Here is a 12,769-nt window from a genome sequence, read left to right as displayed (position 1 = left end):
ATAGATTTAGTTAGAATGGTAGGTCATCAACCTCTTCATCACTACCTTCTGGTGGTACTACTGGAGCTTGATAACGCTGTGTATTAGACTGTTGTTGGGTTGCTTGCTGTTGTGGTCCCGTGTTTGAATTCTCATTTTTAGGAGTTAAAAATGTAAACTCTTGTACCTGGATTTCGGTCGTGTATCGCTGTTGACCATCTTCACCAGTCCATTGTCTATTTTTAATGCGTCCTTCAATGTATACTTTATCACCTTTACGCAAGTATTTTTCACAAACCTCAGCTGCTTTATTACGAACCACACAATTGTGCCATTCAGTGTTAGAAACACGCTCACCAGTGGTGCGATTTACATATTCTTCATTTGTTGCTAGAGGAAACCTTCCTATACAGCCACCACCTTCAAAATGCTTCATTTTCACATCATCACCTGTGTGACCTATAAGTATTACTTTGTTTACCGTACCTGCCATAGTTTGTGTTTGAATTATCTTTTAAAGATATAAAATCCTTTATAATTAATAGAATACAAAGGTAATTCTTAATGTTTGTAATCTCGCCAATATTCATTCATGAAACGTTCCATTAATACATGAACTGGCTTTTTAAAAGCGTCTTTAATTGGTGACAGTCCTTCCATGTAATCTTCTAGTTCTATAATCCAAAAAGTCGCATGTATTTTACGATGTGATAATTTGTGAATAATAGGTTGTTGATTGTATACGCTTTCGCGAAAGCGTAACTCGCCTATAAGATCTTTAAAATCTATAGAATCTTTAATTTCAGACACCATCGCCGCTCCTGGAGTCTCAACAAGAGGAAATTCATAAAGACCTTTCCAAATTCCTGATTCATCACGTTGTTGCAACAAAGTTTTTTGGTCTGGAGAAATAATTACAAGGTAATTATGGAACAAATTTTTGACCTTGGTTTTTCTAGGCTTAACCGGTAACTCATCAATTAAACCCTTTTCGTGGGCAACACAATCACTTTTAAATACACACGAAGCGCAATTTGGATTTTTTGGAATGCATTGTAGGGCTCCAAACTCCATCATCGCTTGATTAAAGATGTCCGGCTGCTCTTTATCCATAAGTTGTGCAGCAAGATGAGTAAACTCTTTTACGGCTGCTGGAGTATTTATAGGCGTATTGATATGAAAAATTCTGGAAAGCACTCGATACACATTACCATCTACCACGGGAACAGCTTCCTTGTTAGAAAAGCTTGCAATAGCAGCAGCCGTATAAGTGCCTACACCTTTAAGTTTAAGCAAATCTTTGTATTGGGTAGGAAATTTACCTAGTTCTACTACTTGCTGTGCGCCTTTATGTAAATTACGTGCTCTAGAATAATATCCTAATCCTTGCCATAATTTAAGAACGTCGTCCAGCGGTGCAGCAGCAAGCATTTCAACTTTGGGGTAGGTTTCAACAAACTTGTTGTAGTAAGGAAGGCCTTGTGCTACACGAGTTTGTTGGAGAATCACCTCACTTAACCATATGTAATAAGGATTAGTAGTATGACGCCAAGGTAGATCTCTTTTGTTAACTAAATACCAATCAATGAGTTGGCTCGAAAAGTTCATATTTTCTTTATAATTATTGAGTGGAAAGATATATCTATTTAAAATTTAATTAATTAGAGATTTTAATTAGTTTAATTAGAGTATATTTGCGCCCTGTTTAATGTAACCCTAAATAATTAAAATAGAACTTAAAAATGACTAAAGCAGATATCGTATCTAAGATTTCAGATAAGTTGGGAATGGAGAAGACTGATGTTCAGGCAACTGTTGAGTCTTTTATGGAAGAGGTGAAAGGATCTCTGGAAACTGGAGAAAACGTATATTTACGCGGTTTTGGTAGCTTTATCGTAAAAACGAGAGCTGAAAAAACTGGTCGTAATATTTCTAAAAATACTACTATAAAAATACCAGCTCACAATATACCAGCTTTTAAACCAGCTAAAGTATTTGTAGAAGGTGTAAAAACAAAAGTTAAAGTAAAATAAACCAATAATATAAGAGATATGCCAAGCGGTAAGAAAAGAAAAAGACATAAGGTAGCTACGCACAAACGTAAAAAGCGTCGTCGCGCTAACCGTCACAAGAAGAAAAAGTAGTGTAGCACTACTTTTTCTTTTTTACGTTCATTGAAATAGGGTTGCAGTTGACAACTCGTTTGACTTTACAAGAAAAGTTCTTGTAATGTATTCTTTCATATCATCCTGTTGTAAAACATATCTATGGTTTTACAACTATTAAATAACAGGAAACATGGATAAAGAAATTATTATCCGTTCCGGTGCTACAAAAGTGGATTATGCCTTGACCAAAAATGGTAGGCTTATTGAACTCCACAAAGATGAAGATGAAAACAAGTTTGCAGTAAGCGATGTTTTTATAGCAAAAGCACGTAAAGTACTGTCTGGTCTTAATGCCTCATTTGTTAATGTAGGTTATGAAAAAGATGGGTTTTTACACTATCATGATCTAGGACCTAAATACCGTACACAGTTAAAGTTTACCAAGCAAATTTTAAGCGGACGAAGAAAAAATTTTAAACTCAAGGACATCAAGTTAGAAAAGGAACTAGATAAAAGTGGTTCTATTGACGATGTTGTTGAATCTGGCCAGCCTATACTTGTACAGGTAGTTAAAGAACCTATCTCTACAAAGGGCCCGCGATTGAGTGCAGAAATCTCACTGCCAGGTAGGTATGTTGTACTCGTTCCATTCTCTGATCGTATATCTATTTCCCAAAAAATAGAAGATAGAGAAGAAAAAAGCCGTCTTAAAAGACTTGTTAAAAGCATTAAACCTGAAGGTTTTGGCGTTATAGTACGCACAGTAGCCACAGGAAAATTAGTAGCAGACCTGGATCAGGATCTACAAAATTTAATGGAAAAATGGGACCGCATGTGTAGTAAATTGCACAAGGCTTCCTTTCCTACTAAAGTATTGACTGAACAAAGTCGTACTCACTCTCTTATGAGAGATGTGTTTAATGATACCTATACTTCAATCATTGTTGATGATAAAGAAGTGTGTGAAGAGATCAAAGAATATTTAAGTACAATAGCTCCACACAAACAGTCTATTGTAAAATATCACAATCCACGACTACCGATTTTTGAAAAATACGGTATCGAGAGACAAATTAAAACGTCGTTCGGAAAAACGGTTTCCATGAGTAAAGGTGCCTATTTAGTCATAGAGCACACTGAAGCCATGCACGTTATAGACGTTAATTCTGGTAATAGATCTAATAAAGCTGATAGTCAGGAAGACACCGCGCTTGAAACAAACCTAATAGCCGCTACAGAAATCGCTAGACAATTAAGATTGCGCGATATGGGTGGTATCATAGTAGTTGATTTTATTGATATGCGCGCTTCAGAAAACAGGAAAAAGCTGTACGAGCACCTGCGAGAAGAAATGTCGGATGACAGAGCAAAACATAAGATATTACCACCTAGTAAATTTGGTCTTATTCAAATCACAAGACAGCGTGTAAGACAAGAAGTTAAGATTAAAACTCGTGAAGAGAATCCTAACGGAAATGGTAATGAGATTCAAGCTCCTATAGTAATTGTACAACAAATTACTGAAAAACTAGAGCGCTTGTTTAAAGAAGGTAATAAAAATATCACCTTAAATGCTCATCCATTTATTGCTGCCTTTTTAACTAAAGGAGTGCCGTCAATACGTTCAAAGTGGTTCGTAAAACACAAAAAATGGGTAAAAATTTTACCTAGAGATGCTTATACTTATTTAGAGTATAAGTTTAAAGACAAAGATGGAAAAGTCTTATAAATATAATCCCGCTATTCAGTTGAGTAGCGGGATTTTTTTATGCAATTTTTAAAGCATTATTCCTTATACATTCCAATAACTAGATCTCCTTTATCGTTCATACTAGCACGATACATACCAGCTGTATTAAACTCCATAGAAACATTACCATATTTATCAAGAGATACGATTCCACCAGTGCCACCTAATGCAGTAAGCTTTTTCTGTATAACCTCTTCCGTAGCTTCTTCTAGTGTAAGTCCTTTGTACTCCATAAGTGCACTTATGTCATAAGCAACTTGACCACGTATAAAGTATTCACCGTGACCAGTGCTAGAAACACCACAAGTGTTATTATTTGCATACGTACCACTACCTATAATAGGAGAATCACCTATACGACCGTACTTCTTATTAGTCATACCACCTGTGCTTGTTCCGGCTGCGATATTTCCATTTTTATCTAATGCAACACAACCTACCGTTCCATATTTAGAATCTTGTATAAAAGGATCTTGAAAATTCATAGCAGTTCCATTATCTCCTTCTTTTGCCTCTTTTTCAAGTATACGTTGTAGGGATTGATAACGTCTTTCTGTGTAAAAATATTTATTGTCTACAATCTCTATGTTTGGATTTTGTTGCGCTTTCGCGAAAGCGTCACTACCGCTGCCACTCAATAATACATGTTCACTATCGGTCATGACCAATCGGGCTAGTGAGATCGGGTTTTTCACTGTACTCACTCCAGCAATAGCTCCAGCATTTAAGGTTTTACCATCCATGAAGCTAGCGTCTAAAGAGTTAACTCCTTCATGAGTAAAAACAGCTCCTTTTCCTGCGTTAAATAAAGGAGAATCTTCCATGATTCTTATACTAGCTTCAACAGCATCCATAGCGCTACCACCTTTGGCTAAAACGTCGTGTCCAGCTTTGATAGACTCGGTAAGCTTGTCGTTGTAAGCCTTTTCGAGTTCAGGAGTCATGTTTTCTTTTTTGATTGTTCCTGCACCACCGTGAATAACTATAGCGTATTCGCTTACTTGTTGATTGTTATTATCTGTGCTAATTGTAAGATCTTGATTAGGTGAGTTTTCTTCCTTTGGTTTACAGGAAGAAAATAGGCAGATTACACAAATGAAAAGAGCAATAATTCTCATATATTAAAGTTTTGAGACTAAGATACTGCTTTTGCAGCATAACATTTTCTACCTTTAGCCCATGAATTGGTTAGACATTTTCATTTGTATTGTATTATTAGTCGGTCTGTGGAAAGGCTACATGAACGGACTTTTTATTGAAGTAGCCAGCCTAGTAGCTCTTATAACTGCAATTTATGGTGCAATTTATTTCTCAAATTTTGCCGGTGACTGGTTGAGAGAACAAGTAAACTGGGACGAGGCATACATTACCATAGCCAGTTTTATCATCACTTTTGTGGTCATCATTTTTGTGATTACCTATATAGGTAAATTGTTTACCAAAATTGTGAAAACAGCACAACTCTCCTTCATAAATAAACTCGCTGGGGCCGCATTTGGATTACTCAAAATGGCCTTTTTGATAAGCGTTGTATTAATGTTTATCAATTCTGCCAGTGGTGAGTTTGACATTATTAGTAACGAGGTAAAAGAAGAATCGATAGTCTATGAACCTATTGAACCTATGGCACCTTATTTACTTCCTAAGATTCTAGAAGAAGCAGACCGTGTAGATCGTAATTTACGAGGCGATAGAATAGAGTCTCCTAGACCAGTCGATCAAGATTCATTGTCCCGATAATCTAAAACACTTAATAACAACAGATTACATTTTTGGCACAGTTTTCGAAAACGTTGTAGTAATAACTTTAATACAACGATTATGAGAACAATTACTACTTTTTTAGGAGCTATGTTGTTATTTGTTTTAACAACTAGTTGTGATGCAGACATTCAATTAGGAGATGGAGTAGTAGCACCTACTCTAGAACAAGTTGTAGAAGGTAAACAACTGTGGTACGTCGATTTAAATTATGTACACGATGATATTGATATACCATTTATTACACAGGCTTTTACCCTAAGTTTTGATTATGGAACCCTTATGGCCAATAATAACTTAGTTGGAGTGGGAAGTGCTGGCGCAGGTATGGGGATTTCTGTAGGATATTATGAAACATTTGAAAACACCTTGATTATACATCATGATATAGATGGTACTTATGAATTTGATGTTAGAGTAAAAGATTTTGACAGAATTCATCTTATCGATCCAGCTAGTGGTTCCCTTATACGATTACAAGGGTATCAAATAGGAAATTTTGATTATGACGCTCTGTTTTATGACAATATTCATTATTTCTTACAAGAGTATAGAGCGTGGGAAAAAACACTTACTAGCAATACAGGTGTTATAAATGAATTTGATAGAGAAAATTTCTTGAGTTTTTTTCCTAGTTACGATGGCGATACTTTTTTAAGTTCAAAAGACGCTCGCGGTACATCTATACAAAATTTATTATGGGATTATGAAGGATCGTACCTGGTTGAAAATCAGAATAATGATCTGATTAATAAATATTTAACGCTCCATTATGAAAATATAGGCAATGAAATGTTCGATCTTTACGTTATCAATGATAGAACGATAGAACTCTATCATATTTCCTCAGGAACAACATACCGTTTTACAGGAAAAGGATACATTCAGATTAAAAATTCTTCCGGAAAATCTAGATTACTAGATGTAAAAAAGAAGAAGTCATTATAAAGATTATTGGTTGGTTGGAAGCCGCCTGTTTAGCAATCCTTGCTTACGGGCGGTTTTTTTATGCAATAAATACTAATCTATTCCTAGCCAGTGTGGTATAATCCCTATTTTTGCGGCATAAAAATCACTCCATAGCATGGTACATTACAAGCACATTGAGATTGAGAAAAAGTGGCAAGAATACTGGGCCCAAAACAAAACGTTTAAAACCTTAAATCACAGTGAAAAACCTAAATTCTATGCACTAGATATGTTTCCGTATCCTAGTGGTGCTGGACTGCACGTAGGTCACCCATTAGGTTACATCGCTAGTGATATCGTTTCACGATACAAACGTCATACTGGTTTCAATGTACTACATCCTATGGGTTACGATAGCTTTGGTCTTCCTGCCGAGCAGTATGCGATACAGACTGGGCAGCATCCAGCAATCACAACTCGTGATAATATCGCTAGATACCGAGAGCAAATGGACCGTATCGGTTTTAGCTTTGACTGGGATCGTGAGGTAAAAACCAGTAATCCAGATTATTATAAATGGACACAGGAGATATTTATTTTACTTTTTGATAGCTGGTATGATAAAGATGCAGATAAGGCAAGACCTATAAGTGAATTAGAATCTCGCTTTCGCGAAAGCGGAACAACCACCATCAACGCTGCTACCGATGAAGATTTACCAGAATTCACGGCAGATGAGTGGAACAGCTATACCAAAGAAGAACAAGAGAAAATCTTGCTAGATTATCGCCTTACTTACCTGGCAGATACTGAGGTGAACTGGTGTCCGGCGCTAGGAACTGTACTGGCAAATGATGAGATAGTAAATGGTGTTTCAGAACGTGGTGGACATCCAGTAGTGCGCAAGAAAATGCGCCAGTGGATGATGCGTATCAGTGCTTATGCAGAGCGTTTATTAAATGACCTAGACGGATTAGACTGGAGCGATAGTATTAAAGAAATACAGCGCAACTGGATTGGGAAATCTGTTGGTGCTATGGTTAGTTTTAAACTAGACGAGCATAAAATTGATGTTTTCACAACACGACCTGATACTATTTACGGCGTTACTTTTATGACGCTGGCTCCAGAACATGAGCTAGTGGATAGCATCACAACCGATGCTCAACGCGATGCCGTTGAAGCTTATAAAAAAGCGACCGCAGCACGATCAGAACGTGAACGCATGGCAGATGTGAAAACCATAAGTGGTGTGTTTACTGGTGCTTATGCTACCCATCCAATAAGCGGTGAGAAAATACCGGTGTGGATAGGTGATTATGTACTTGCTGGCTATGGAACAGGAGCAGTAATGGCAGTACCGTGCGGTGATGAGCGTGATCATGCCTTTGCTAATTATTTTGCCGGTCAAGAAGGAATGCCAGCGATTAAAAATATTTTTGAAGGTGTGGATATTAGCGAAGAAGCCTACACTGCCAAAGACAACACACCTATCTGCAATAGCGATTTCCTTAACGGAATGAGCTACAAAGAAGCTATGGCGGCTGCCATAGCAAAACTTGAAGAGATAGGTGCTGGAAAAGGAAAAACAAATTATCGATTGCGCGATGCGGTTTTCTCTAGACAGCGTTATTGGGGTGAACCATTCCCAGTGTACTACAAGAACGGTTTACCACAAATGATAGATCGTGAGCATTTACCACTAGAATTACCAGAGGTTGATGAGTATTTACCTACTGAAGATGGTGCGCCGCCATTGGGACGCGCTACTACTTGGAGCTGGTGCACGATGGAAAACAAAGTGGTATCCAATGAAGACGATCGCGATTGCGTGTATCCATTAGAATTAAACACAATGCCTGGTTGGGCTGGTAGCTCTTGGTACATGTTTAGATACATGGACGCTAGCAATGAGAATGAGATGTTCTCAAAGGAAGCACAAGAATACTGGGAAAATGTAGACTTATATATAGGTGGTAGCGAGCATGCTACTGGTCACTTGTTATACAGCAGGTTTTGGGTTAAAGTGCTGCACGATCTTGGAAAAGTAACGGTCAACGAACCTTTTAAAAAGCTGATCAACCAAGGAATGATACTGGGTCAATCAGCATTTGTTCATCGTTGGGAATATGGAATAAAAAAAGGAGCTAAAAGGAAACCAATATTTTTCAGTCATGACTTAATTGAAAAAGCAGTTAAGGAAAAGGCTTTTATTGATGAAATAAATGATCAAGCGAAACATACTTACAAAGAACTGTTAAGCTATCATAAAGAGTTGAATAATTCAGAAGCTAGTTTTAATCACTTTACTCCTATTCATGTCGATCTTTCCGTAATTGATGATTTAAATAACAATTTGAATATTGAAAAGTTTAAAAATCACCCATTAAATATCGAATACAAAAACGCTTATTTTATCAGCTCTGATAATGTTTTTAAAGTCTCTCGTGAGGTAGAAAAAATGTCTAAGTCTAAGTTTAACGTAGTTAACCCAGACGACATTTGTGAGCAGTACGGTGCAGACACGCTACGTTTGTATGAAATGTTCCTCGGGCCACTAGAGCAAGCTAAGCCATGGAATACGGCTGGAATTACCGGAGTATATGGTTTCATCAAAAAGCTATGGAAACTCTATCATAACGAGAATGGATTCCATGTGAGTGATGAGAAGGCATCACCAGATAGCATGAAGACCTTGCATAAAACCATTAAGAAAGTTCGCGAGGATATCGAGAACTTCTCTTTTAATACTAGCGTTAGTAGTTTTATGATTGCTGTGAATGAGTTAACTACTCAAAAATGCAACAGCCGCGAAGTTTTAGAACCGCTTGCGATATTAGTGTCACCTTATGCGCCTCACATCGCAGAAGAGTTATGGTCACTACTAGGTCATGAGAAAAGTATAGCCTATGCTGATTTCCCTGTTTTTGAAGAAAAATACTTAGTAGAGAGCAGCAAGAAGTATCCTATCTCGTTCAATGGTAAAATGAAATTTACTTTAGAATTACCGGTTGATGCCAGTAAAGACGAGCTAGAAAAACTAGTGCTGGAAAATGACAAGGTTAAACAGCAGTTAGAAGGGAAGACAATTCGTAAAACGATTGTTGTACCTGGCAAGATCGTAAACTTTGTAGTAGGATAATTACATACATGAGCCGCAAATAGGGTTAAAAGTGTATCAGCTGGGCTGCTGAGAATTTTAAATGTACTTTTATAACTCATAAAACAACCTTTTTGAGCACAACACGTAAATTATTTCAGCAAACTGCCGTGTATGGAGTTGCTACCGTATTGCCTAGAGTGCTTACGGTATTACTTAATTTACTGTTGACAACCTTTATAGATACTAAACAAGATTTTGGTAATCTGTCCATCATCTTTTCATGGATCATCATTTTTAATGTTATACTTACCTATGGAATGGAAACCTCATTTTTTAGGTTTTATTCTCATTCAAAGAGTAAAAAAAAGGTGCTTAGCACTTCGCTACTTGGGTTATTAGCTACTACAACATTGTTTACAGTTATTGCCTTTCTCAACCTTGACCATATTGAGTTGTGGTCGGGTAAAAACAGTGAATACTGGCGTTGGGTGATTGGCGTACTAGCCTTAGATACTTTGATGGTCATACCATTTGCGTATTTAAGAGCACAAGGTATGGCTAAAAAGTACGCTATCATTAAAATGATTGACGTGGTTATTTCATTTGTTCTAACCACTTTTTTCTTAGTTTTTTTATCGGATTTTCCAGTAATACAACAGTGGTTTCCAACCGATAAAGTGGAGTTATTTTTCATTGCCTTGTTTACTCCCAAAATATTTTTGTTGCTACTACTCATCAAACCTTATTTCCATATAGAAGGTTTTGATTTTACCATTTGGAAACAAATGATGAAGTACGGTACTCCTATTCTGGTGGCTGGACTAGCATTTGCAATTAATGAAACTTTTGATAAGCAACTAATTGAATGGTTAAGTCCAGGTAATAGTACTGCCCAAGCTGGGTTGTACACTGCCTGTTACCGACTAGCGGTGGGAATGACCTTATTTGCCACTGCTTTTAAGCTAGGTGTAGAGCCTTTCTTTTTTAGTGAATCAAAGGATAAAAATGCTCCGCAGTTATATGCTTCCATTACCAAGATGTTTGTGATTCTAGGAGCAATCGCACTGGTGTTTTATATCACATTGATCGATATTGTTAAACTAGCTGTTATTGATAGTGATTATTACGAGGCTATTTTTATTGTTCCTTATGTGTTGGTTGCGTATTTCTTTTTTGGTATTTATCAATCATTGTCTGTATGGTATAAGGTAACCGACAAAACAAAATACGGAGCAATAATATCGGTGTTTGGAGCTATTATCACAATAGCAGCCAATGTCTTACTAATTCCTAAAATTGGTTATCTAGCTAGTGCAATTACAACCTGTGTAGCCTATGGAGTTATGATGATTGTTTCCTATCTATGGAGTCGCAAACATTTTCCTATTCCTTATGATATCAAGAATATTTTATTGTACTTGCTGCTATCAATAGGAGCTACGGTTGTAATCTTCTATCTTATAAGAGATTCATACGGCGCTGGTAGCTGGCAACAATACGTGTACGGCTTAAGCATTAGTTTGCTAGTGAGCGCTTTTATATTAGTTAGAGAAAAGAATTTTATACTTCAATTACTTAAGAAAAATGACAGTTAAAATCATCAATAAATCAAACCATGACCTGCCTCACTACGAGACATTAGGAAGTGCAGGAATGGATTTAAGAGCAAATCTTACAGAGTCAATCTCTTTAAAGCCACTAGAACGCACTATTGTAAAAACAGGATTGTTTATAGAATTACCGGTTGGGTATGAAGCTCAAGTACGTCCACGTAGTGGTCTAGCTGCCAAAAATGGAATCACTGTCTTAAACTCGCCTGGAACGGTTGACGCTGATTATCGTGGAGAAATTGGTGTTATTCTAGTTAATTTGTCCAATGAAGAATTTGTAATTGAGAACGGTGAACGAGTGGCACAATTAGTAATTGCAAAGCACGAGCGCGTTACCTGGAACGAGGTAGAAGTACTTTCTGATACTGATCGTGGTGCTGGCGGTTTTGGTAGCACTGGTGTAAAGTAAGGATTGTTGCTGTATGCTTTCGCGAAAGCGATACCTCAACCCAACTCTGTTTATTCTATTTAATAATTTTTACCTTAGCACATTAATCTAAAAATGCGCCCATCAGGGCTTTACATATGAAAATAATAGTACCTATGGCAGGTCGTGGTTCAAGACTACGTCCTCATTCACTAACTACGCCTAAACCATTAATACCAATTGCAAACAAACCTATAGTTAACCGATTGGTTACTGATATTGCTAGAATTTTAAAAGAACCCATCGAGGAAATTGCTTTTATTCTAGGTGATCCAGCATTCTTTGGTGATGACGTGGTGAATAACCTTGAAGAACTAGCAGAAAGTTTGGGTGCCAAGGCAAGTATCTACCGTCAGTTAAATCCGTTGGGAACTGGTCACGCCATTATGTGTGCCGAACCTAGTTTGTCTGGTCCAGCTGTAGTTGCCTATGCCGATACACTTATTAGAGCCGATTTTGACCTAGATCAAGCAGCCGATGCTGTTATCTGGACAAAACAAGTTGAACGACCAGAAGCCTATGGTGTTGTGAAACTTAATGAAAAAGATGAAATTGTTGAGTTGGTAGAAAAACCACAGGAATTTGTAAGTGACCAGGCCGTTATCGGTATTTATTATTTCAAAGAAATTGGTGATCTTAAGAAAGAGCTTCAGTTTGTGATTGATAATGAAATTATAAACGGTGGCGAGTACCAAATCAATGATGGAATCAAGCGTTTAATGGCCGCAGGAAATGTTTTTAAGACAGGAACGGTAGACGAGTGGATGGATTGCGGTAATAAAAATGTTGCTATAGACACCAATAACAAGATCATGCAGTTTATGATTACCGATGGTAGTGATGAAATTAAGCAAGAACCTAAATTGAGTAATTCAACAATTATAGAGCCATGTGTTATTGATCCTAGCGTTGTGATCAAGGATAGTACGATTGGACCTAACGTGTCCATAGGAGCTCATACTATTATTGAAAACTGCACTATTAAAAATTCATTAATTCAGAAAAGCAGCAGTATTAAAAACGCTACCTTAGATGAAGCAATGATAGGTAATCACGTGAAGTATGACGGTGATTTTACAAAAATCAGTATAGGAGATTACACGATAATGGAATAATTGTTGA

At 37.1% G+C, this 12,769-nt stretch carries 11 protein-coding genes; 8 read left to right on the top strand and 3 right to left on the bottom strand.

The annotated features are described in order from the left end of the window. Nucleotides 1-10: 10 nt before the first annotated feature. Both HCN53_RS08830 and mutY read right to left on the bottom strand, forming a co-directional pair. Nucleotides 11-472, bottom strand: a complete 462-nt coding sequence (locus tag HCN53_RS08830; RefSeq protein WP_042276922.1) for a single-stranded DNA-binding protein — start codon at nt 470-472, stop codon at nt 11-13. A 68-nt stretch (nt 473-540) separates the two neighbouring features. Next, nucleotides 541-1,587, bottom strand: a complete 1,047-nt coding sequence (mutY, locus tag HCN53_RS08825; RefSeq protein ID WP_167342717.1) for an A/G-specific adenine glycosylase — start codon at nt 1,585-1,587, stop codon at nt 541-543. Nucleotides 1,588-1,721: 134 nt separating this feature from the next. On the opposite strand from mutY, the gene HCN53_RS08820 reads away from it, so the two are divergent. Continuing rightward, on the top strand, nt 1,722-2,012 hold the full coding sequence (locus HCN53_RS08820) for an HU family DNA-binding protein (protein WP_042276927.1): 291 nt from the start codon (nt 1,722-1,724) through the stop codon (nt 2,010-2,012). A 265-nt stretch (nt 2,013-2,277) separates the two neighbouring features. After that, complete coding sequence (locus HCN53_RS08815; protein WP_167342716.1) at nt 2,278-3,816, top strand: ribonuclease E/G; 1,539 nt, start codon at nt 2,278-2,280, stop codon at nt 3,814-3,816. A 56-nt stretch (nt 3,817-3,872) separates the two neighbouring features. On the opposite strand, the gene HCN53_RS08810 is transcribed toward HCN53_RS08815, so the two are convergent. Continuing rightward, nucleotides 3,873-4,955 (bottom strand): isoaspartyl peptidase/L-asparaginase family protein, encoded by a 1,083-nt coding sequence (locus HCN53_RS08810; RefSeq protein ID WP_167342715.1) that lies wholly within the window; start codon nt 4,953-4,955, stop codon nt 3,873-3,875. A gap of 61 nt (nt 4,956-5,016) precedes the next feature. Between HCN53_RS08810 and HCN53_RS08805 the strand changes: the two genes are divergently transcribed. The 6 genes from HCN53_RS08805 to HCN53_RS08780 all read left to right on the top strand — a co-directional run bounded on the left by HCN53_RS08805 (nt 5,017) and on the right by HCN53_RS08780 (nt 12,762). Next, nucleotides 5,017-5,577, top strand: a complete 561-nt coding sequence (locus HCN53_RS08805) for a CvpA family protein (RefSeq protein ID WP_167342714.1) — start codon at nt 5,017-5,019, stop codon at nt 5,575-5,577. Between the two features lie 81 nt (nt 5,578-5,658). Next, complete coding sequence (locus tag HCN53_RS08800; RefSeq protein WP_167342713.1) at nt 5,659-6,546, top strand: nicotinic acid mononucleotide adenyltransferase; 888 nt, start codon at nt 5,659-5,661, stop codon at nt 6,544-6,546. Between the two features lie 136 nt (nt 6,547-6,682). Continuing rightward, nucleotides 6,683-9,649, top strand: coding sequence for a leucine--tRNA ligase (locus tag HCN53_RS08795; RefSeq protein ID WP_167342712.1), 2,967 nt, complete (start codon nt 6,683-6,685; stop codon nt 9,647-9,649). A gap of 92 nt (nt 9,650-9,741) precedes the next feature. After that, nucleotides 9,742-11,205 carry a lipopolysaccharide biosynthesis protein gene (locus HCN53_RS08790; protein ID WP_240919340.1) on the top strand — a complete coding sequence of 488 codons (1,464 nt, stop codon included), beginning with the start codon at nt 9,742-9,744 and terminating at the stop codon, nt 11,203-11,205. Then, nucleotides 11,195-11,629: a dUTP diphosphatase gene (gene dut / locus HCN53_RS08785; RefSeq protein ID WP_167342711.1), complete on the top strand. Its 435-nt coding sequence runs from the start codon at nt 11,195-11,197 to the stop codon at nt 11,627-11,629. The genes HCN53_RS08790 and dut overlap by 11 nt, the downstream gene beginning before the upstream one ends. A 116-nt stretch (nt 11,630-11,745) precedes the next feature. Continuing rightward, nucleotides 11,746-12,762: a sugar phosphate nucleotidyltransferase gene (locus tag HCN53_RS08780; protein WP_167342710.1), complete on the top strand. Its 1,017-nt coding sequence runs from the start codon at nt 11,746-11,748 to the stop codon at nt 12,760-12,762. Nucleotides 12,763-12,769: the final 7 nt, after the last annotated feature.

Origin of the sequence: Nonlabens sp. SY33080 (genome assembly GCF_011784885.1) — a bacterium.
Lineage (GTDB): Bacteria > Bacteroidota > Bacteroidia > Flavobacteriales > Flavobacteriaceae > Nonlabens > Nonlabens tegetincola.
Note: the sequence above shows the minus strand (reverse complement) of the source record. Positions and strands in the feature narration are given on the sequence as shown.

Bases quoted from the DNA above. Each gene is read 5' to 3' on its own strand.
- HCN53_RS08830 (WP_042276922.1), bottom strand. From the start codon at position 472: ATGGCAGGTACGGTAAACAAAGTAATACTTATAGGTCACACAGGTGAT.
- mutY (WP_167342717.1), bottom strand. From the start codon at position 1,587: ATGAACTTTTCGAGCCAACTCATTGATTGGTATTTAGTTAACAAAAGA.
- HCN53_RS08820 (WP_042276927.1), top strand. From the start codon at position 1,722: ATGACTAAAGCAGATATCGTATCTAAGATTTCAGATAAGTTGGGAATG.
- HCN53_RS08815 (WP_167342716.1), top strand. From the start codon at position 2,278: ATGGATAAAGAAATTATTATCCGTTCCGGTGCTACAAAAGTGGATTAT.
- HCN53_RS08810 (WP_167342715.1), bottom strand. From the start codon at position 4,955: ATGAGAATTATTGCTCTTTTCATTTGTGTAATCTGCCTATTTTCTTCC.
- HCN53_RS08805 (WP_167342714.1), top strand. From the start codon at position 5,017: ATGAATTGGTTAGACATTTTCATTTGTATTGTATTATTAGTCGGTCTG.
- HCN53_RS08800 (WP_167342713.1), top strand. From the start codon at position 5,659: ATGAGAACAATTACTACTTTTTTAGGAGCTATGTTGTTATTTGTTTTA.
- HCN53_RS08795 (WP_167342712.1), top strand. From the start codon at position 6,683: ATGGTACATTACAAGCACATTGAGATTGAGAAAAAGTGGCAAGAATAC.
- dut (WP_167342711.1), top strand. From the start codon at position 11,195: ATGACAGTTAAAATCATCAATAAATCAAACCATGACCTGCCTCACTAC.
- HCN53_RS08780 (WP_167342710.1), top strand. From the start codon at position 11,746: ATGAAAATAATAGTACCTATGGCAGGTCGTGGTTCAAGACTACGTCCT.